Here is a 20,971-nt window from a genome sequence, read left to right as displayed (position 1 = left end):
AGGTGTTGATAGTGCCTCGTTATTCCATTGAACGTAAAGCCGCAGTACTGGCAAAGTTGTCGCCGCCCCAGAGTATGACCGTATCCGCTTTGGCGCGAGAGGAAGGCATTTCGGAGCAAACCCTTTACAATTGGCGGACACAAGCCAGAGAAGAAGGACGTCCGGTGCCCGGTTCAAAAGCCAAGTCAGACCATTGGTCAGCAGAAGCAAAGCTGGCCACCGTGATTGAGACAGCATCGCTGTCCGAAGAAGAATTCAGTCAGTACTGCCGGGAGAAAGGCCTTTATCCTGAGCAAGTCCGGCGCTGGAAAGAAGAGTCCTTGCAAGGCTTTCAGCGCAGTGCCGACCGGGAAAAGCAACTGCGTAAAAAAAGCCAGGCCGATCAGAAACAGATCAAGAAACTTGAGCGCGAGTTACGCCACAAGGAAAAGGCGCTGGCCGAAACTGCTGCATTGTTGGTGCTGCGAAAAAAGCTGGATGCGCTCTGGGAGGACGACAACGGGGACGACTGACCCCGGTCCCTGAGCGCAGGGTAACCATTGACCTGATCCAGGAAGCGAACAACGCTAGAGCCCGATTATTCAAAGCTTGCGGTGAAGCCGGTATTGGCCTGCGCACCTATCGTCGTTGGTTCCGTGAAGGCCAGGTGCAGCCCGATAAGCGCCCGCAGGCGGTACGCCCCAAACCTGCGAACAAACTCACTGAAGAGGAACAGGAGAGGATCTTGTCGACCTGCAACTCAGCCCGTTACGATAGCCTGCCGCCATCTCAAATCGTACCCTCGATGCTGGATGACGGTGTGTATCTGGCTTCTGAATCGTCATTTTACCGGATACTGAGAGCGCACAACCAATTGAATCATCGAGGCCAAAGCCTGGCGCCCCAACGCTCCCGAGAGGCGACCACACATCATGCCGCTGGGCCTTGTGAGCTCTGGAGTTGGGATAGTGTGCCGCAGAGGCACCAGATAGTGGACGCAAGGATGCAGACACTTTACTGAGCCATAAGCTCAGCAAGAGATGGTGGTGGGCCCACCGGAGTCGGCTGTCGGAAGCAGGCTTCAAACCAGCCCAAGCTGCATGCATTAAGAGTGCTTGTGGTGAGCATTGGGTCAAAAGGCTGCACAGCGATGCAGTCAGGTGTGATATTGAGAGGCGAGCGAGAGCGAACCCATGATGACGTGCCGAAAACCATACGTGACATCAAAACCGGGGGCGTGTCCCATCCCCGGGATGAGCTTGCGGGTGTATTCCGAATGCTGCGCAAGTGGTGTCCGGCATAAAGTGGGCGCGACTCAATATCAGGCTCATGCTGGGAACTGCGGGAACCAGTCATCGTGATGTTCAAGGGAGAAGGCACAAGTGGCGACCACCACAAGGCCGAGAGTACCGAGGCACGATACTGGGACGGAGCTGTTCGTAGTAGTGACGAAGCCTCTGTAATGGAGGTGGAGCGAAGGGACAGCGTCAAGCAGTCTGAATCCCGGTTTCAACTGCGAAAGCAGGAGGAGGGTCGGTGTCAGACAAAACCATTCGACATTGATAAGTGGTTATTTGTTGAAGCTTACAATCGGGTCAAAGCCAAGGCAGGATCTGCTGGCGTAGATCGGCAGTCCCTGGAAGATTTTGACCGTGATCGCAGAAACAATCTGTATAAACTCTGGAACCGAATGTCTTCGGGCAGCTACATGCCGCCCCCTGTTCGTGCCGTCTCAATTCCAAAGAAATCAGGAGGTGAGCGGACACTGGGCATTCCGACCGTAACGGATCGAATCGCCCAGATGGTGGTCAAACTTCAGTTCGAACCTGAGGTAGAGCCGCACTTTCTTCCTGACTCCTACGGGTATCGCCCGGGAAAATCGGCGATACAAGCAGTTGGAGTCACTCGAAAGCGGTGCTGGCGCTATCCATGGGTGCTGGAGTTTGATATCCGTGGTCTATTCGACAACATCCCGCATGAACTCCTGTTGAAGGCGATTGATCGGCACACCGCGAATCCATGGGTGAAGTTATACATCAGACGATGGCTAACAGCATCTTTGGTGCACGCGGACGGCCGAACGGTTGAGCGCGACAAGGGAACACCGCAGGGCGGAGTTATCAGCCCTGTTTTGGCCAATCTCTTTTTGCATTACACCTTTGACCGATGGATCAGTCGGCACTTTCCGGCCATTGAATGGTGTCGGTATGCTGACGATGGTCTGCTTCATTGCAGTACTCGGAGGCAGGCTCGATTCCTGCTGCACAGCCTGCGTGAGCGGTTCAGGGAGTGCGCGCTTGAGCTGCACCCAGAGAAAACCAGAATTGTTTACTGCCAGGATCACCGTAGAACCGGAACCCATGCACACACATCTTTTGATTTTCTCGGCTACACGTTCAAAAAGCGTGTGGTGAAGGGCCGATCCGGCGATCTCTTCATGGGATTTTGTCCGGGCATCAGTCGCCCTTCAATCAGGGAAATTATCCAGAAAGTGCGATCGTGGCGAATAGGGAAGCGAACTGATCTATCCATCATGGATATCGCTGACTTTATCAATCCATACCTGCACGGTTGGTGGAATTACTATGGGCAGTATTACCGGTCTTTGATGTACCGGATATCGCGCTACGTAAATCAGCGACTGGTCAGGTGGGCTATGCGAAAGTTCAAGCATCTTCGAGGACGGAAGACCAAAACAATTGCCACACTTGAGCGACTGGTGAAAGCGCGACCGACTCTGTTCGCGCACTGGTCGCGAGGAATGTCGGGTGCGTTTGCTTGATGGGAGCGGTGTGAGCCGAGAGGTTCACGCACCGTTCTGCGAGAGGCTGAGAGTGAAATTCCCTTGGTCTACTCACCGTGTGCCGCAGAGGCACCAGATAGTGGACGCAAGGATGCAGACACTTTACTGAGCCATAAGCTCAGCAAGAGATGGTGGTGGGCCCACCGGAGTCGGCTGTCGGAAGCAGGCTTCAAACCAGCCCAAGCTGCATGCATTAAGAGTGCTTGTGGTGAGCATTGGGTCAAAAGGCTGCACAGCGATGCAGTCAGGTGTGATATTGAGAGGCGAGCGAGAGCGAACCCATGATGACGTGCCGAAAACCATACGTGACATCAAAACCGGGGGCGTGTCCCATCCCCGGGATGAGCTTGCGGGTGTATTCCGAATGCTGCGCAAGTGGTGTCCGGCATAAAGTGGGCGCGACTCAATATCAGGCTCATGCTGGGAACTGCGGGAACCAGTCATCGTGATGTTCAAGGGAGAAGGCACAAGTGGCGACCACCACAAGGCCGAGAGTACCGAGGCACGATACTGGGACGGAGCTGTTCGTAGTAGTGACGAAGCCTCTGTAATGGAGGTGGAGCGAAGGGACAGCGTCAAGCAGTCTGAATCCCGGTTTCAACTGCGAAAGCAGGAGGAGGGTCGGTGTCAGACAAAACCATTCGACATTGATAAGTGGTTATTTGTTGAAGCTTACAATCGGGTCAAAGCCAAGGCAGGATCTGCTGGCGTAGATCGGCAGTCCCTGGAAGATTTTGACCGTGATCGCAGAAACAATCTGTATAAACTCTGGAACCGAATGTCTTCGGGCAGCTACATGCCGCCCCCTGTTCGTGCCGTCTCAATTCCAAAGAAATCAGGAGGTGAGCGGACACTGGGCATTCCGACCGTAACGGATCGAATCGCCCAGATGGTGGTCAAACTTCAGTTCGAACCTGAGGTAGAGCCGCACTTTCTTCCTGACTCCTACGGGTATCGCCCGGGAAAATCGGCGATACAAGCAGTTGGAGTCACTCGAAAGCGGTGCTGGCGCTATCCATGGGTGCTGGAGTTTGATATCCGTGGTCTATTCGACAACATCCCGCATGAACTCCTGTTGAAGGCGATTGATCGGCACACCGCGAATCCATGGGTGAAGTTATACATCAGACGATGGCTAACAGCATCTTTGGTGCACGCGGACGGCCGAACGGTTGAGCGCGACAAGGGAACACCGCAGGGCGGAGTTATCAGCCCTGTTTTGGCCAATCTCTTTTTGCATTACACCTTTGACCGATGGATCAGTCGGCACTTTCCGGCCATTGAATGGTGTCGGTATGCTGACGATGGTCTGCTTCATTGCAGTACTCGGAGGCAGGCTCGATTCCTGCTGCACAGCCTGCGTGAGCGGTTCAGGGAGTGCGCGCTTGAGCTGCACCCAGAGAAAACCAGAATTGTTTACTGCCAGGATCACCGTAGAACCGGAACCCATGCACACACATCTTTTGATTTTCTCGGCTACACGTTCAAAAAGCGTGTGGTGAAGGGCCGATCCGGCGATCTCTTCATGGGATTTTGTCCGGGCATCAGTCGCCCTTCAATCAGGGAAATTATCCAGAAAGTGCGATCGTGGCGAATAGGGAAGCGAACTGATCTATCCATCATGGATATCGCTGACTTTATCAATCCATACCTGCACGGTTGGTGGAATTACTATGGGCAGTATTACCGGTCTTTGATGTACCGGATATCGCGCTACGTAAATCAGCGACTGGTCAGGTGGGCTATGCGAAAGTTCAAGCATCTTCGAGGACGGAAGACCAAAACAATTGCCACACTTGAGCGACTGGTGAAAGCGCGACCGACTCTGTTCGCGCACTGGTCGCGAGGAATGTCGGGTGCGTTTGCTTGATGGGAGCGGTGTGAGCCGAGAGGTTCACGCACCGTTCTGCGAGAGGCTGAGAGTGAAATTCCCTTGGTCTACTCACCTCAGCTATTGCCCGTCAGCGGTGCGTGGCCACTGTACCTGATCATGGACATCTACAGTCGCAAGATCGTTGCCTGGGAAGTCCATGAGGCGGAGTCTGGCGAGCTGGCCCGGAAACTGGTTGAACGCGCCCTGTTACGAGAGGGCTGCTGGCATAATCCGCCGGTTCTGCACTCTGACAACGGAGCGCCGATGACCTCTTATCTGCTCAAGGCCCGACTGGCTGAGCTGGGCATGTTGATGTCTCACAGCCGGCCTAGAGTCAGCAACGATAATCCTTACTCGGAATCATTGTTCCGGACAGTCAAATACTGCCCGGAGTGGCCGTCAAAGGGCTTTGAATCGCTCACGGCGGTGCGTGACTGGATGCTGGCGTTCGAGTACGCCTACAACGAACAGCACCTGCACAGCGGCATCCGGTTCGTGACACCGGCTGACCGACATCGTGGTGTTGATCACGAGCGCCTGGCGCACCGGAAACTGGTTTATGAAAGAGCAAAACGCCAGAATCCACGGCGCTGGTCTGGCAATACCCGGAACTGGGAAGTAACCGGACCGGTATCGCTCAACCCTGGCAAATTGCAGGAAATAGAGCGCAATAAATTGGCCGCTTAAACGCGGTCATTTGGACAACTGGGTTGAAAATCGCCGCCCTGGTGGTTTTCAGGCTTGCATTATCAGGGTGACTTCTTCATCACCCCGCATATTGAAAAATAGAACGAGCGCTCGAAATCCGCAAGTTTAAATTTTGACCACTTGCCCTCTCTAAATCAGATGGCACGTTTGTAGTTCGCAACCAGCTATGATTTGATTGATTCTCATTTCTGAAATGGCTTTTTGGGGGACATGCTTAATATGGAGTCTATCGAAGCACTTTGGGCTAAAGGGGGCAGCTTGTCGCCCTGGATATTTATCGCTTTTCTTATTGTTGTTTTACTGGTGGCTACCCGTATTCTGCGTGGCGTAATCAATATGCTGGCGAGAAAGGCCACGCCCGAAAAGCAGGTTTGGCGTAACGCTATCCTGGTTTCAATGAATACCCCCCTGAATGGTTTTATCTGGATAACGGTGTGCGCGCTCGCAGTTCGGGGGTTCTACCCTATGGGCGTTAACGAGACCATAGACGCATCAATGCCGCCGATTTACCAGGTGTTGTGTACAACGCTTGTGACCTGGTTTCTGCTTCGGTTGGTGAATAACACCCGCAAAAACATGCAGGCCCAGGCTGTAAGCCGCGGTGGCGATATCGACCAGACGGCTGCCGAGGCTATCAGCAAGCTGGCCTGGGTGGTGATTCTTGCAGCCGCTACGCTGGTTGTTATGCAGACGCTGGGCCTCTCAATCGCCGGCTTGCTGGCATTCGGTGGTGCTGCAGGTATTGCGGTGGGTTTTGCTGCCCAGAATCTGGTGTCCAACCTCTTTGGTGGTCTCACTGTTTTCGCCAGCCGGATCTTCAAAATTGGCGAGTACATTATTATCCCCGGCACGAGTTTGATGGGTGAGGTGAAGCACATTGGCTGGCGTTCAACGCTGGTGATGGGGTTCGACCGGAAGCCGTTTTACATTCCTAACGCACTGTTTAATTCCAGCACGGTGATTAACCATTCACGCATGGATCGGCGCTGCATTGAGCAGACCATCCACATGCGGTATCAGGATATCGATAAGGTTGAGGCGGTGATCCGCCGTGGTAATGAACTGATCACGAGCCATAAGGACATTGATCAGGAGTTTTTCGTTTTCCGCTTCAACAATTACGGCGAACGTTCGCTGGAGCTGTTTTTGTATGCGTTTCCGTTAGCGACCGGGTACGTAGACTATATGGTTCTTAAAGAGGAGTTAAGTCTGAACATTGCGCGCATTATCCGCGAGGAAGGTGGCGAGGTGATGCCGGTAACCAATATACATATGCCCGAAGCCGATTTGGTGGCGGAGCAGACCCGGCAGGCACCCGCGACTGCACATTAACGGCGGATGAAGAACGTGTCCTTCAGGAAGCTTGCCAGGCAGGTGTCATTGACCATGCTGCAACGACGTTTGCCGCTGCTGCCATACCAAAAAATGCGTTGCTCATTACCCTTGCGCGATTGCCGGGTCACAGACGTTGTTTATGAAGGTGTAGGTTACGCTCGCTCGCAGGCAGATTTTACCGTTAAGGTTGATGCCATGCTGCCCGAGCCAGACACAACCTTCCTGAGCGTAATGCTACGTACTTCCAGGCCGAAAACGAGTTGGGTTTTGTCTGGGTAAACCTGACAGAAGACCGGATGGCCCGCCTGGAAAGCCCCTGAGCGGAGCGCCCTGGTTACTCAGGGTCGCTCCGGCTGGTATCTCTGAAAGCGTGAAAGTAAAGCACCGGTATCACCACCAGCGTCAGCAGGGTTGAGACCAGAACACCACTGGCCAGGGTAAGGCCCAGTGGTTCCAGAGCCGGCTCAAGGATCAGTACGCCACTGCCAAACATCACGGTGGCGGCGGTGAGGAGGATCGGGCGCGTTCGCTGCGCGCCGGCCTGGATCACCGCTTCCTTCAGGTCCATGCCTTCATCCAGGCGTTGCTGGATAAAATCAACCAGAAGAATGGCGTTGCGGGTAACAATACCCCCCAGGGCAATAACGCCCAGTACCCCGGTGCCGGCAATGTTGATGCCCCACAGCCAGTGCGCGGGCAGTACTCCGATGAAGATCAGCGGAATAGGGAGCATGATCAGGATCGGTAACAGGTACGAACTGAACCAGCCGGACAGCAGAACGTAGATCAGGATGATCACCACCAGGGCAGCCACACCCAGATCCCGGTACACATCCCGTGTCATTTCCCATTCACCGGACCAGTAGGCCACGGTGTCGCTGTTGGCGCTGTCGGGCGGGCGCAGCCAGCGGATGTCGGTATCAGGCCAGTGTTCATCGGTCAGGGATTCAATCTGGACTGCTGCGGGCTCTGCCACCGACCGGTCCAGGTCGGCGAACACGGTGGTCACCGGCATCAGGTTGCGCCGGAAACGGCTCTGGTCGCCCTGATTGTGATCAAAGTCGAGAAGCGATTCCAGAGGCACGGCCTCGCCTTCGGTGCTGACGGTGTACAGGCTGCGGATGGCCTGTTCCGAATCCCGGTCGGCTTTGTCGAGTCGCAGGATAATGGGCACGGAATTGCGTCCATAATCCCGGCTGGCCCAGTCGCCCAGGGTGTCACCGGCAATGGCCAGGTACAGGGTGCGTGTTACCTCGGCAGGTACGACGCCCAGGGTGGCGGCCCGCTCCGGGTTAACATGCAGATTCAGCTCAGGCATAGCCGCACTTGGGCTCTGGCTGGTGGATATCACGCCTTCCTGCCGGGCCAGCCATTGCTCCAGTTTATCGGCCGTGGCCTGACGGCTTTGTTGGTCGGCCCCGTACACTTCTGCGGTAATGGCCCGGTCGCTGGCCGGCCCTGAGGGGATGCGTCCTATATGACCTGTGGCTCCGTATGGTTCCAGCCAGCTGCTCAGCTGGTGGGCTATTTCGCGGTTGATTTCGTAGCTCTGACGGTCGCGCTCTTCTTCAGGCACCAGGTTTACGTGCAGAGTCAAATCTCTTGGCGCTTTGTGTTCCGGTGAGGTAAGGGTTTCCGGCGGGTAAAGCATGGGTGCTGAAAGCCCCGCGTAAACGGTAATGCCTCTTACTTCCGGTATCTCCCGCAGTCGCCGGTTCAGGTCGGAGGCGGTCGTTAATGAGTCGGTCAGGGTGGTGCTTGCCGGCAGTTCGACGTTAACCGCAAACACGTTACGGTCGAGCAGTGGCGTCAGGCCAATCTGTACGGTCCGGGTTGCCACCAGAGCAAAGCTTGCGACCAGCATCAGGACCAGCACCAGGTAAAACAGCCAGCGCATGGCGGCCGAGCCGATAAACGGAGACAGCATCAAGCGGTAGAAGGCAACAAACCGGCTTTCCTGTTCCTGGGCGCCGGGCGTGTCGGTGTTCTGACTGGCGGGTTGTTCCACCTTCAGCAGGCGGTAACCAAAGTAAGGGGTTATGGTCAGAGCCACCAGCAGTGAAAACATTACGGCTGCAGAGGCGCCGATGGGGATGGCGCGGACATACTGGCCCATTTCGCCGGTGATATAGGCCGTGGGCAGCAGGGTTGCGACTACCAGAAGGTCTGCCAGGATGGTGGGGTTGCCCACCTCGTTAACGGCATTTATGGTGAGTTCGCGGCTTTTTTTGCCGGCTCTCTGAAAGTGCCGGGCAACGTTTTCCAGCATCACTACTGCATCGTCTGACAATATGCCGATGGCGAGGATCATGGCCGCAATGGAGACCGGGTTCAGGGTAAAGCCCAGGTAGTTGTACAGGTAGGGGACGACGGCCAGGGAAACCGGCATCATAATGGCAATGATGACAGCGGCGCGCCAGCCCAGCCCCAGCCATATAATACCTACCACGACCAGGGTTCCGGTGAGCAACTGCGAGAGTACACTGTAGACGCGGGCGGTGGCATCTGTACCGGAATCGTGGGTGATGTCCAGCTGGACGTCAGAGGGCAAGGCACTGTCCTTGAAGGCTTGCATGCGCTCAACCACAGCTTTGGTAATTTCGCTGACGTTCTGGCCTTCCAGAGAGGTGACGGCCAGGGTGACCGCTGGAAACACTGTCGAGTAGCCTTTTTGCCAGTGCAGTACTGCTTGGTTCTGCTCTATCCGGCCCGAGCGCAGATCTGCTACCTGTTCCAGATAGACCGGCCCGCCACCATCGCTGCCAACGGGAATGCGGCCCAGTTGCGCCAGGGTGTCGAGGCGCAGTCCGGCCTGAAGGTTGGTGACTGGCTGGCCTTCGAGGCGGCCTGTAGGTATCTGTCGGTTGGCGCCGGCAACAGCCTCGGCTATCTGGTTCAGAGGGATTTTTCGGGCTGCAAGTTCAGTTGGTTTGGGCAGTATCTCAATGGCCGGGCGGTCACCGCCAAATTGTTCCACACCCCTGACACCGGGAATGCGCAACAGGTCGGCGGACAGCTCTGTGGCAATGTCTTCCAATGTACTGGGGCTGGCGGTTTTGCTGCTGAGGGTGGCCATTAACACCACCAGCCGGGATTCACCAAAGGTTTCAATGGTCGGGGTGCCGGCCGTAGCAGGCAAGTCTGCGGCATGGGCCCCGAACAGTTCAGCAAGCTGGGCGTAGGCTTTTTCCCGGGCGGTGCCGGCTTCAAATTCGACCGACAACAGGGCGGCATGGGTGGAGCTGCTGCTGCGCACTTCGCTGACTGAGGCAATCTCCTGCACCCAGCCGGCGGCTTTTCGGGCCAGCTGGTTATCCACCCGCTCCACTCCGGCGCCGGGCCAGGGAATCAGGACCATGGCGGTAGGCACATCAATGTTCGGCCGGTCTTCCCGTGGGGTAACCAGCAGCGCGTAGCCGCCCATCAGCAGGCTGGCAATCAGGAATAACGGAACCACCGGAGAGTCCAGCAGGCGTTTGGCGATACGGCCGGCCAGGCCCAGATTATTGTCCGCCATTTTCGCTCCCGGTCAGAGCTATGGTTACAGATTGTCCGTCCTGCAACTCCGCTGACGGGTTAAGCACCACCCGGTCTCCGGCTGTCAGGCCTTCGGTAACAGGGATCAGATGGGTGTTGTTACCCGGCGGGTTTACAGTTGTCACCCACGTCAGGTGCACTGCAAAAGCGCCTTCTGTTTTTTTGACCACCAGCGCACCTGTGAGCTGACCACGGCGGATCAGCGCCTCTTCGGGCAGGCCGACCCAGTTGTTTTGTGGGGATTGCTCCTGGCGATGGCCATCCGGTACCAGCACAGATACCACCTGGCCCGGAGCCAACTCGTGTTGCGTATCCTGCAGCGACAGCCTCAGCCGCTGCCCTGTGCCTTTGTTCTCCAGCGCTGGTATCACGCCGGTCAGATGGGCCGGGAGCGGGTTTTTGCTTTCGGTCATCACGGACATCAGCTGTCCGGGGGTCAGGCTGGCCGCCAACTGGCTGGATACCGGCACATCCACACGCAAATGCTTCCGGGCTTCCAGTACCAGCAGGGCGGTACCCGGCCCCACAAAACTGCCGGCATCCACGAGTGTTTCGGCAATCTGGCCTGCGAACGGGGCGGTGATACGGGCGTAGCTGAGCGTGCTTTGACGGGCTTCCAGATCGGATTGCGCCTGTTGCCGTTTCGCTTTCAGCTGGTCCAGCTGTACCTGCGCCTGCTCGGCACGCACCCGGGCGATCAGGTCTTCTTCGTACAGCCTCTGCAGTCGCTGGTGATCCTGGCGGGCCTGTTGCACGGCCGACTCGGCGGCGCTGATGTTTGCCCGGGCAGCGGCAATGCCTGCGTTGACTTCCCGGGCATCGGTTTCAGCCAGCAGATCGCCGGCTTCGACGGTATCGCCCGGCTCGACGTTCACTGAAATCAGTGTGCCGGCAACCCGGGTGCTGAGAACCGCGCGTTTACCCGGGCGCACAACACCGGGCAGTACTTTGCTGGCGGGCTGTTGCCAGGGCTGGATTTCAGTCACTGTCACCTGGGGCATCTGGCCGGAGGGTTCCGGGGTTTGCGGCGTGTCACTGAAGCAGCCTGTCAGAACCAGTGGGGTCAATAGCATGAGAACCCGTGTGAATACTGTCATTAGTACGGCTCTCCTAAGGCCAGAAGTGGGTCGCGACCGTGTTGCAGGTGGTGGTTCATGGCAGCCAGAACTGCCTGGTACCGGGTATCAATTAAAGTGGCGCGCTCTCGGTCGAGCCGGGCCCGGGCCGTTAGCAGGTCGGTCATTGAACCGATATTTTCCTGGTAGCGCCGTGTGGCCAGGCGGGCGGCTTTGGCGGCTGCCTGGGTTGATTTCTCCGCGGCTTGCCAGGCGGCATAGCCGGCGCGCCACTGGCTTGCAGATACCGCCTGCTCCTGGTCAATATGGCGCCGGGTTTCTTCCAGTTGCGCTTTGGTTTGCAGGGTTTTGGCCCGGGATTCCGCAATACGCCCCTGCCGGCCCATGCCATCAAACAGGGTCCACTTCAGGTTTACTGCCAGCAGCCAGCCATCGGCGTTTTCATCCAGTGGTTCTTTGCCGTGGGCCCACTGTTGTCTGGCCAGCAGGTTAACTCTGGGTATCCATTCTGCCCGAGAGGCGCGGGCCTGGGCTTCGGCGGCTTCAACAGCAGACTGGCGCGCTTGTAGGTCTTTGCGGGGGGCTCCCTCGCCGGTTATGGCGGGCATTGGCGGCTGGGGGATGGGATCGCTCAGGTACAAAGGCTCTCCGGTAGTCATTCCCAGCAGGCTTTGCAGCTGATACTCGGCTTCTTCGGTGGCAGCGCGGGACTGGCTGATTCGTGCCAGGGAAGCCGCCAGTTCGGCGTCGGCCTGTTCAACGTCAAGGCGGGCCGCCAGACCTTCATTATAACTGCCGTGAGCCAGTTCCGATGCCCGGCTGGCGGCAGAGTGGGCCTGTTTTGCGGCGATTTCCTGCTGGCGCAGCCGCAGAATATTAAAGTAGCGCCGGGCCACTTCCAGACGTAAGGCCTGTCTTGCCCACTGTTCAGACTGACGCCGGGCCGTCACATTGCGCTTAGCCGCGTCACGCTGCTGCAGGGCATCTGCATTGAACAAGGGTTGAACCAGCTGTACGCCGGTTACGGTACCTTCTACCGGCCCCAGGTCCGTGCGCTGAATGCCGCCGGGAGCCGTCGGGGAGGGTACAGGTATATTGGTGATCAGGGAGGAGTCGGCGCGAAGCCAGGTGGCATCGGCGCTCAGTTTTGGCAGAAAGGCCTGGGCTGATTGTTGCTGCATGGCTTCGGCTTGCCGGGTTTCAGCGCTCAATGTTTGCAGCGTGGTGGCCTCTCGGCTGGCAAGGCTTTGGGCTTCATCCAGCGATAAGGCGCTGGCCCCGCCTGACAGCAAGAGAAGGGCAACAATAACGGCCTGAATGTAACGCAAAGAGCCTCCCTGTCTGGCGCTGTTATTCAAAAACGCGAAGACTATACCATGCTGATTGGTTTTTTTTGAGGGAAAGCAAGAAGATTGGTGTTTTTACGTAACACTGAATGCAAAACGGGAAGGGCCTTTGGCCACTCCCCGTTAATCAGGTTCAGCATACATTCAGCTGTGAAGGATCAGTTTTCCCCCGGCAGCCACTGCTGAACAATCTCGGGGTTATCTTCTACCCATTTTTTCGCTTCTTCGTACGGGTCGCCGCCTTCTTCCTGCATGAGCATCACTTCGCCCATCTGTTCAGGTGTCCACTGGAAGGCTTCCAGGATGGCATAGGCTTCTGGCATATCTTCCTTCAGCCCCTGGCGCGCGATGGTGTGGATTTGTTCAGCACCGCCGTAGGTTTTCTTCGGATCTTCCAGGATTTTCAGGTCCCAGCGGGCAAATTTCCAATGCGGTGTCCAACCGGTCACTGCGATGTCTTCTTCGTTGGCAATGGCACTCTGGAGTGCGGCTGTCATGGTTGCGCCACTGCCGCTGACCAGATCGAAGTTGAGGTTGTAGTCTTCGATAACCTGCTCGGTCAGGCGCATAACGCCGGCGCCCGGATCAATGCCCGTGATTTCGCCATCAAAACTGTCTGCGTGGTCATTGAGCTCGGCAATGGAGTCTACCTCGGTGTAAGCCGGTACCACCATGCCCAGTTTGGCGCCTTCGAGGTTCACGCCAACATCTACCAGCTGGTCTTTAAGCTGGTCGTAATAGTCTTCGTGCGTAACAGGCAGCCAGCCGGCCAGGAATGCATCCGTATCGCCGGTTGCTACGGACTGCCACATGGCTGCCGCCGACAGTGAGGTGGACTTGACGTCGTAGCCGGCGTTCTCCAGAACAACCTGCATCACGTTGGTGGATGCAACGGTTGAGGCCCACTCAACATAAGACAGGTGCACAGTGCCTTTGTCTTCTGCGTGGGCTGTACCTGCGGCAAATGCCACGCCGGCAGCCAGTGCCACGCTGGTCATGCGAATACGGTGACTCAGAGAATGCTTTCTCATCTCTCTCTCCTTATTATGGGTTCACGTTTCTTACAATGGTGTTAATCCCTTACAGATGCAAGTAAGGATGAGTGTCTTACTCTTTACGCTTCTTGCGCAAAGACTGGGTAAGCCGGTCCAGAAGCATGGCCAGAATAACCACCGCAATACCTGCCTCAAAACCGTCGCCCGGGCGCAGACGCTGAATGGCACGCCATACTTCGCTGCCCAGCCCGGATGCGCCGATCATGGCGGCGATCACCACCATCGACAGTGCCAGCATGATGGTCTGGTTGATACCGGCCATCACCGTTGGCAGCGACATGGGCAGTTGCACCTTGAACAGCTTCTGGGTGCGGGTGGCGCCGTAGGAATCGGCCGCTTCAATCAGCTCGCCTGGTACCTGGCGAATCCCCAGGGTGGTAAAGCGAATCGCCGGTGGCATGGAGAAAATAACGGTGGCAAAGATGGCGGACATCGAGCCGATACCGAAGAACGGGATGGCCGGAATCAGGTAAACAAACGCCGGCATGGTCTGCATGAAGTCCAGAATCGGCATGATAAGCTTATACAGCCTTTCTGACAGTGCCGCTGCGATGCCCACGGGCAGGGCAATGACAACCGCCACCAGTGTCGCGATAACAACCAGGGTGAGGGTTTCGATCATCGGAATCCACAACCCCATGTTCCAGATCAGAGCCAGGCCCGCAGCTGCACCAATGGCTAGCCGGTAGTTGGCAATCCACCAGCACAGGCCGGCAATGATCACCAGCAGTACGCCGGGCGGCAGCCACATAAGGACATCATTGAGCCAGTCGATGCTGGCTACGGTAACGTCTGCAATGCCGCGCGTTACGTTGGAGTACTCTGTGGTCAGCCAGTTAAGGCCGTTCTCGATCCAGTCGCCCAGTGGAATTCTAGGAATATCTATAGCCATTACTCGTTCTCTCCTGCCTGTGCCTGTGCCAGTTGGTCGAGGACAGCGCCTTTGACGACAACGCCGAGCAACCGTTTATCAGCATCCACCACGGCGATGGGGAAACTCTTTTCGCTGAACATGGAAAACAGGTTCTGCAAAGGCTCGTCGGGACCGACGGTTCGGAAATCCTGGGTGAGGGTGCCTTCGATGGTGTCTTTGCCTTCATCGGCCGCCTTTATAACGGCATCCACTTCAGCCAGGCCCTGCAATGTGCGGTCGCGGCGGGTGACATAAATGGAGTCTATGTTGTTTTCGTGCATTTTGCGCAATGTGGTGCGAGGGCCGTCGGTGTCCCGGGCAACGGCGCGCACTTTGCGCATGGCATGTTCCGCCGTCAGGATTCTGGACATATCCACGCCTTCCACAAAGCGCTTCACATAATCATCGGCCGGGTTCGTGAGGATATCTTCAGGGGTGCCGATTTGCACAATTTCACCATCCTTCAGAAGAATGATGCGATCCGCTATATTCAGTGCCTCGTCCAGATCGTGAGTTATAAAAACGGTGGTTTTCTGCATCCGGCTCTGCAATTCCTGCAGTTCTTCCTGCATGTCGCCACGAATCAGTGGGTCCAGGGCCGAGAATGCCTCGTCCATCAGCAGCACTGTGGCGTCGTTAGCCAGAGCCCGCGCCAGACCAACCCGCTGCTGCATTCCCCCGGAAAGCTGGCTTGGGTAGGCGTCCTCCCAGCCATCCAGGCCCACTTGTTTGAGTGCATTGGCCGCAATCTCTGCGCGCTTGGCTTTGTCTATGCCGCGAATCTCAAGGCCAAACTCGGTGTTTTGCCGGACGGTGCGATGAGGGAACAGCGCAAAGTTTTGGAAAACCATGGAAAAATGGCGTCTGCGACTCTCCCGAAGGGCTTTGTCTCCCAGTGTGGTTATATCTTCATCGTCAATAACAATCTCACCCTCGCTGGGTTCGATCAGTCGGTTGAGGCAGCGGATCAGGGTAGATTTCCCTGATCCTGAAAGTCCCATGATTACCAGAAGTTCACCTTCGTAAACATCAAAGTTGACGTTTGAAAGGCCCAGCGTCTGGCCGGTTTTATCAAAAATTTCGGAGCGATTGAGCCCCTGGTCGCGCATCTCGAGCGCTTTCTTCGGGTGTTTCCCGAAAACTTTGCTGAGATTGCGAACCCGGATTTTCACGTTTCGCTTAGTATCTTGCATGTACCTTGCCTTTGATCGGACTTTCAGTTTTGTAACATACTAACTGACTATTGCAGTATTCGCATCCATGGACATGTCGTCAGGATACGGGTACTCCTTCATCCGCTTTGGCAATTCTATGCGTATTTTGCGTTAGTTGCGTGGTTTATGAGCGATATCTCTCTCCCGGCCTCTGAGCATGTAATCAAAGTAGAAAGGAGGCAGTGCACGTTTTTTAACTTGCCAGTAGAAAGCGGATTCTTTGAACGGGCTCAGCGGCAAAGTGGGCGTTACCTTACCGCCATACACGAACTCTGCCAACATGACTTTGCCGTAACCGGTGACAATCGGGCAGGATGTATAGCCGTCATACTCTGCTTTGAGCGGGCCGTTGGCGAGCCTGGCAAGAATGTTTGTGGCCGCCACCGGAGACTGTTTGCGCACCGCTGCGGCGGTTTTGGAGGTGGGCAGAGAACTGCTGTCGCCCAGGCTGAAAACATTGGCGTAATGCACATGCTGCAGTGAGTGCGGATCTACATCTACCCACCCATCGGCATTGGCCAGAGCACTGTTTTTTACAAAATCCTGGGCGCACTGGGGCGGCGTTACATGGAGCAGGTCAAAGTTTTCAGTGATGTCCCGGGATTTGCCGGCGCTGTCGGTAACGCGGAAGGTGGCTTCTTTCCTGTCACCATCAACAGCCACCAGGTTGTGGTTCATGTGCAGGTGAATATTGTAGCCGCGGGCCACGTCTTCCAGATACGGAACGAAATCCGGAACGCTGAAAAGCGCTCCGCCGGCGGCGTAGAAGCGTAGGTCGGCTTGTTCCGATACCTGCTTCTGGCGGAAATGATCAGCGGCCAGGTAAGCGATTTTCTGCGGCGCGCCAGCGCACTTGATGGGTGCCGGGGGCTGCGTGAAGAAGGCCTTGCCGCCACGAAACTGTCTGATGCATTGCCATGTGTACTCAGCCAGAGACGGGTCGTAATTGCTGCAGACACCGTTACGCCCCAGTGTTTGTCGCAGGCCATCCACTTTATCCCAGTCCAGCTTCAGCCCGGGTGTCACTACCAGAATTTCGTAGTCGACCGCTCGGCCATCTTCCAGGACGACACGGTTGTGCTCCGGTTGCAGTTCCCGGGCGGCTGCCCGTATCCAGCGAGCGCCTTCGGGCAGTGTGCTGGCCTGGGGGCGGGCGGTTTTTGCCAGGGAGTAGGCACCGCCACCGACAAGCGTAAATGCAGGCTGATAATAGTGTACGTCGCCGGGCTCGATGATCGCGATATCCAGACCCGGCCGCTGACGTAGTAATGAAGCAGCAACACTGGTGCCGGCAGCACCAGCGCCGATAACAACCACCTGGTGAGTGGCAGGGGAGTTCAGGGACATTAAACAGGCTCCTTGTATGTGTGGAAATCGATGGCAGTAGCTTAAAATACATTGCTTATTCCGCGTGATGATTAATGTCATTTCGTTAATAACGATTATGCATAATGATAATGTTCTTATAGAACAGTGAGTTACGCTGCATATTGGTGAAATCGATTTACCTGACCTGACTATTCCATTTTGTCGTTTAATCTCTGGTTTTTAGAGTGCGTGCAGGTTTTCCGGGTATTTCCGGATCAGCCGTTTACATACAGTCCACACGGATCACTCACTATGACCACAGATCTGAACGCTTCTCCGTTATCGGCAGACCAGCAATCACGATTGACGGAGGTTCTTTCTGAATTAAATGACGGTCAGCTTTTCTGGCTTGCCGGGTTTCTGGCAGGGAAGTGCGCAGGCGGCTCTGTCAGTGCCAGCAGCCAGGCTTCGGGCGTTGCCCCGGCGACCAGTGCCGCCCCCGCCGCCGGGGCTGAGCTGACCGTTCTGTTCGGTTCGCAGACGGGTAATGCCGAGGAGCTGGCGCAGCAGTTAGCCGCTCGTGCCGCTGATAAAGGCGTATCTGCCAAGGTGGTGGATATGGCGGACTATAAGCCCAGGCAGCTGAAAAAAGAGCAATACCTGGCGTTGCTGACCTCGACACATGGCGAGGGTGACCCGCCGGACAGCGCTCTGGATTTTTATGAATTCCTGAATGGTAAAAAAGCACCGAAGCTGGAGGGTTTGCGCTACAGCGTGCTTTCACTGGGGGATTCCAGCTACGAGCACTTTTGTAAAACCGGACAGGATTTTGACCGGCAGCTGAGCAGCCTGGGCGCAACGGCCCTGGCGGAACGGGTCGACTGTGATGTGGATTACGATGAGCTGGCGGACGACTGGATTAACCGGGTGCTGGAAACCATGGCCAGTGAAGCCGGAGCCAGTCAGCCGGCGGCCAACACCGCGGCTGCCGAACAGACACCCGTGGCGTCTTTATTCAACCGCAAAAACCCCTATGCAGCCACCATCCTGACCAACCAGCTACTGAGCGGCCGTGGGTCTGATAAAGAGGTGCGGCATATCGAGTTGTCACTGGAAGATTCCGGGCTGACTTACAAGCCGGGAGACGCTGTGGGGGTTTATCCGGAACATAACCCCGCGTTGGTGGATGAGCTTTTAAGCACTCTGGGCTTTGAGGATGAAGCGTCAGTTACTGCAGACGATCAGGAAATCACATTGCGGGAGGCGCTGGCTTTCTACCGCGAAATCACCATGCTCACACCGCCATTGATGAAGCACTGGGCGGAGCTTGTGGGTGATGATGCGCTCAGTGCTCTGGTAGCCGATACCACAGAGCTGAAAGCCTGGACAGAAGGTCGCGACCTGATAGATCTGGTCCGCGCCTGGCCGGTGCCGCAGCTTACTCCGCAGACATTGGTCAATCTGCTGCGCAAGCTGCCACCCAGATTGTATTCCATCAGTTCCAGCCAGGCAGCGGTGGATGACGAAGTCCACATTACCGTGGCGGCTGTGCGTTATTCCAGCCACGACCGGGACCGTGAAGGTGTGGCCTCCGGATGGTTATGTGACCGCATGGATGAGGGAAATGAGGTTCGTATGTATATCGATCCCAACAAGAAGTTTGCGCTGCCGGATGACAGTACGCCTGTGATCATGATTGGCCCTGGCACGGGTGTTGCGCCTTTTCGGGCGTTTTTACAGGAGCGGGAGGAACGTGAAGCAGAGGGTGACAACTGGCTGTTTTTTGGAGATCGCCGCTTTCGCAGTGATTTTCTGTATCAGTCGGAGTGGCTGGCGTGGCGCCGCGAAGGGCTGTTGACCCGGCTGGATGTAGCTTTCTCCCGGGATCAGGCGGAAAAGCGCTATGTACAGCACAGCCTGAAAGAAAAGGGTGCTGAGGTGTGGGCCTGGATACAACGGGGCGCCAGCCTGTTTGTGTGCGGCGATGCCGACCGAATGGCGCCGGATGTGCACCAGGCTTTGCTGGATATTGCCAGCGAGCATGGCGGCCTGACGCCGGAGCAGGCGGAAGAGTATCTGCGCCAGTTAAACCGGGACAAACGTTATTTACGGGATGTGTACTGATGAGTGAAAAACTGCCGGAAGCGGAAGTAATCAAGCGTGAAAGCAACTACCTACGCGGAACCATACTGGAAGGGCTGGCGGACCGTACCACCGGTGCTCTGCCCGAGGATGACACCAAACTGACCAAGTTTCACGGCTCCTATCAGCAGGATCACCGGGAAGTGCGGGATGAGCGCAGGCGCCAGAAGCTGGAACCCTTGTATCAGTTTATGGTGCGCCTGCGTCTGCCCGGAGGCGTGCTGACTACGGATCAGTGGCTGGGGCTGGACCGGATTGCAGACGAGTGTGCGGACTCTACGCTGCGCCTGACCACGCGCCAGACTTTCCAGTTCCACGGTGTGTTCAAGGAACAGATGCAGCCGTTCATGCAGAAAATACATGCGCTGGGTCTGGACAGCCGTGGCGCCTGTGGTGATGTGAACCGTAACGTGATCAGCAATGTAAACCCGGACCAGTCGCAACTGCACGGAGAAATTCACCGGTTGTCTTTGGAGATCAGTGAGCGCTTACGCTGGCGCTCAGCTGCCTATGCGGAGATCTGGTTGGGGGAAGAGTGTGTTGAAAAACTGGGGGAAGAAGAGGAGCCTTTCTATGGCCACAAGTATCTGCCCCGCAAGTTCAAGATTGCTCTGGCTGTGCCGCCGGAGAACGACTGCGACGTGTTTGCCAATGATATCGGCCTGATTGCCATAATAGAAGACGGGCAGGTTGCCGGTTTCAATATTGTGGTGGGCGGCGGCATGGGGCTGACCTATGGTGATCCGGCCACCTACCCACGCCTGGCCACAATGGCCGGGTATGTGCCAAAAGCCCGGGTGGTGGATGCCTGTGAAGCCATCTGCGCCATTCAGCGGGACTTTGGTGACCGCACCAACCGCGCCCACGCCCGCTTCAAGTACACAATCGATGATTATGGCATGGAGTGGTTCCGGGAGCGTTTCGCGGAATATCACGGGCAGGCCTTTGAGCGTCCGCGTTCTTTCAGTCTGAGCCATAACGGGGACCGGTTTGGCTGGGTTGAAGGTGAAGACGGCAATCAACACCTGACGCTGCTGATACCCACCGGTCGTGTAGCGGACACAGACAACGGGTTGTTGCGAACCGCTTTGCGTAAAATTGCCGAAGTGCACGCTGGTACTTTCCGGATTACCTGTAACCAGAACCTGGTGATTGCCAATGTGGCCCCGGAAAACAAAGCCGCGGTGGATGCTGTTGTGGAAGAGTACAAGCTGGATGCGGGTAACCGCAGTTCACCTCTGCGTCAGAATTCGATGGCCTGTGTTGCGCTGCCAACCTGTGCTCTGGCTATGGCTGAAGCCGAGCGCTTTTTGCCGGAGTTTGTAACCCGTATAGAGCAGGCCATGGCCGGGGAAGGGCTGGAGCCAGAGGCGATCAACCTGCGTGTGACCGGGTGCCCCAACGGCTGTGCCCGCCCTTACCTGGGGGAGATAGGGCTGACGGGCAAGGCGCCCGGAAAATACAACCTTTATCTGGGCGCCGACTTTTCCGGCCAGCGCATGAACCGGTTGTATCGGGAGAATATCGATACAGACACAATCCTGGAGGAGCTGAAACCCTTGTTCCGGGCTTATCGGCAGGAACGAGAGGCCGGAGAAGCGTTTGGTGATTTTATGGTACGAACTGGTATTGTAGAATCAGAACGCACGCCGGCCATGTTGCACCAACCATTAAAATGAACC

At 56.5% G+C, this 20,971-nt stretch carries 14 protein-coding genes and 2 pseudogenes; 9 read left to right on the top strand and 7 right to left on the bottom strand.

The features are described 5' to 3' along the window. Positions 1–11: 11 nt before the first annotated feature. From FFI95_RS15480 to FFI95_RS10135, 7 genes and pseudogenes are all read left to right on the top strand, one after another. Positions 12–946: pseudogene (locus FFI95_RS15480) on the top strand (transposase); the annotation flags it as partial. Between the two features lie 153 nt (positions 947–1,099). Further along, on the top strand, positions 1,100–1,282 hold the full coding sequence (locus FFI95_RS15395) for a hypothetical protein (protein WP_222120392.1): 183 nt from the start codon (positions 1,100–1,102) through the stop codon (positions 1,280–1,282). Positions 1,283–1,339: 57 nt separating this feature from the next. Then, positions 1,340–2,761 (top strand): group II intron reverse transcriptase/maturase, encoded by a 1,422-nt coding sequence (gene ltrA, locus FFI95_RS10150; RefSeq protein WP_246069500.1) that lies wholly within the window; start codon positions 1,340–1,342, stop codon positions 2,759–2,761. A gap of 229 nt (positions 2,762–2,990) precedes the next feature. Further along, a complete protein-coding gene (locus FFI95_RS15390; protein ID WP_222120392.1) occupies positions 2,991–3,173 on the top strand; it encodes a hypothetical protein in 183 nt (60 codons plus the stop codon). 57 nt (positions 3,174–3,230) lie between these two features. Further along, entirely contained in the window at positions 3,231–4,652 is a 1,422-nt protein-coding gene (gene ltrA, locus FFI95_RS10145) for a group II intron reverse transcriptase/maturase (protein ID WP_246069500.1), read from the top strand. A gap of 64 nt (positions 4,653–4,716) precedes the next feature. Next, positions 4,717–5,342: pseudogene (locus FFI95_RS10140) on the top strand (transposase); the annotation flags it as partial. A gap of 240 nt (positions 5,343–5,582) precedes the next feature. After that, positions 5,583–6,695, top strand: a complete 1,113-nt coding sequence (locus FFI95_RS10135) for a mechanosensitive ion channel family protein (protein WP_186311994.1) — start codon at positions 5,583–5,585, stop codon at positions 6,693–6,695. A gap of 337 nt (positions 6,696–7,032) precedes the next feature. Here FFI95_RS10135 and FFI95_RS10130 read toward each other — a convergent pair whose 3' ends face one another. From FFI95_RS10130 to FFI95_RS10100, 7 genes are all read right to left on the bottom strand, one after another. Continuing rightward, positions 7,033–10,215 carry an efflux RND transporter permease subunit gene (locus FFI95_RS10130; protein WP_144822281.1) on the bottom strand — a complete coding sequence of 1,061 codons (3,183 nt, stop codon included), beginning with the start codon at positions 10,213–10,215 and terminating at the stop codon, positions 7,033–7,035. Beyond that, the gene (locus FFI95_RS10125) at positions 10,202–11,332 is read right to left on the bottom strand and encodes an efflux RND transporter periplasmic adaptor subunit (RefSeq protein WP_144822280.1); all 1,131 of its coding nucleotides are present in this window, start codon (positions 11,330–11,332) and stop codon (positions 10,202–10,204) included. Before FFI95_RS10125 ends, FFI95_RS10130 begins: the two co-directional genes overlap by 14 nt. Then, entirely contained in the window at positions 11,332–12,639 is a 1,308-nt protein-coding gene (locus tag FFI95_RS10120; RefSeq protein ID WP_144822279.1) for a TolC family protein, read from the bottom strand. Before FFI95_RS10120 ends, FFI95_RS10125 begins: the two co-directional genes overlap by 1 nt. A gap of 176 nt (positions 12,640–12,815) precedes the next feature. Then, positions 12,816–13,688, bottom strand: coding sequence for a glycine betaine ABC transporter substrate-binding protein (locus FFI95_RS10115; protein ID WP_144822278.1), 873 nt, complete (start codon positions 13,686–13,688; stop codon positions 12,816–12,818). Positions 13,689–13,764: 76 nt separating this feature from the next. Next, positions 13,765–14,604: an ABC transporter permease gene (locus FFI95_RS10110; RefSeq protein WP_246069473.1), complete on the bottom strand. Its 840-nt coding sequence runs from the start codon at positions 14,602–14,604 to the stop codon at positions 13,765–13,767. Next, on the bottom strand, positions 14,604–15,818 hold the full coding sequence (locus tag FFI95_RS10105; RefSeq protein WP_144822277.1) for a quaternary amine ABC transporter ATP-binding protein: 1,215 nt from the start codon (positions 15,816–15,818) through the stop codon (positions 14,604–14,606). The genes FFI95_RS10110 and FFI95_RS10105 overlap by 1 nt, the downstream gene beginning before the upstream one ends. A 132-nt stretch (positions 15,819–15,950) precedes the next feature. Further along, positions 15,951–17,186 (bottom strand): NAD(P)/FAD-dependent oxidoreductase, encoded by a 1,236-nt coding sequence (locus FFI95_RS10100; protein WP_144822276.1) that lies wholly within the window; start codon positions 17,184–17,186, stop codon positions 15,951–15,953. 273 nt (positions 17,187–17,459) lie between these two features. On the opposite strand from FFI95_RS10100, the gene FFI95_RS10095 reads away from it, so the two are divergent. Together FFI95_RS10095 and FFI95_RS10090 are read left to right on the top strand one after the other, a co-directional pair. Then, positions 17,460–19,271, top strand: a complete 1,812-nt coding sequence (locus tag FFI95_RS10095; protein WP_144822275.1) for an assimilatory sulfite reductase (NADPH) flavoprotein subunit — start codon at positions 17,460–17,462, stop codon at positions 19,269–19,271. After that, the gene (locus tag FFI95_RS10090) at positions 19,271–20,968 is read left to right on the top strand and encodes an NADPH-dependent assimilatory sulfite reductase hemoprotein subunit (protein ID WP_144822274.1); all 1,698 of its coding nucleotides are present in this window, start codon (positions 19,271–19,273) and stop codon (positions 20,966–20,968) included. The genes FFI95_RS10095 and FFI95_RS10090 overlap by 1 nt, the downstream gene beginning before the upstream one ends. Positions 20,969–20,971 lie beyond the last annotated feature (3 nt).

This window comes from Marinobacter piscis, from assembly GCF_007671655.1.
Lineage (GTDB): Bacteria > Pseudomonadota > Gammaproteobacteria > Pseudomonadales > Oleiphilaceae > Marinobacter > Marinobacter piscensis.
This window is presented reverse-complemented; position numbering and strand designations above follow the sequence as displayed.

Excerpts from the sequence above, each read along its gene's own strand:
- ltrA (WP_246069500.1), top strand. The coding sequence starts at position 1,340 with ATGTTCAAGGGAGAAGGCACAAGTGGCGACCACCACAAGGCCGAGAGT.
- ltrA (WP_246069500.1), top strand. The coding sequence starts at position 3,231 with ATGTTCAAGGGAGAAGGCACAAGTGGCGACCACCACAAGGCCGAGAGT.
- FFI95_RS10135 (WP_186311994.1), top strand. The coding sequence starts at position 5,583 with ATGGAGTCTATCGAAGCACTTTGGGCTAAAGGGGGCAGCTTGTCGCCC.
- FFI95_RS10130 (WP_144822281.1), bottom strand. The coding sequence starts at position 10,215 with ATGGCGGACAATAATCTGGGCCTGGCCGGCCGTATCGCCAAACGCCTG.
- FFI95_RS10125 (WP_144822280.1), bottom strand. The coding sequence starts at position 11,332 with ATGACAGTATTCACACGGGTTCTCATGCTATTGACCCCACTGGTTCTG.
- FFI95_RS10115 (WP_144822278.1), bottom strand. The coding sequence starts at position 13,688 with ATGAGAAAGCATTCTCTGAGTCACCGTATTCGCATGACCAGCGTGGCA.
- FFI95_RS10110 (WP_246069473.1), bottom strand. The coding sequence starts at position 14,604 with ATGGCTATAGATATTCCTAGAATTCCACTGGGCGACTGGATCGAGAAC.
- FFI95_RS10105 (WP_144822277.1), bottom strand. The coding sequence starts at position 15,818 with ATGCAAGATACTAAGCGAAACGTGAAAATCCGGGTTCGCAATCTCAGC.
- FFI95_RS10100 (WP_144822276.1), bottom strand. The coding sequence starts at position 17,186 with ATGTCCCTGAACTCCCCTGCCACTCACCAGGTGGTTGTTATCGGCGCT.
- FFI95_RS10095 (WP_144822275.1), top strand. The coding sequence starts at position 17,460 with ATGACCACAGATCTGAACGCTTCTCCGTTATCGGCAGACCAGCAATCA.
- FFI95_RS10090 (WP_144822274.1), top strand. The coding sequence starts at position 19,271 with ATGAGTGAAAAACTGCCGGAAGCGGAAGTAATCAAGCGTGAAAGCAAC.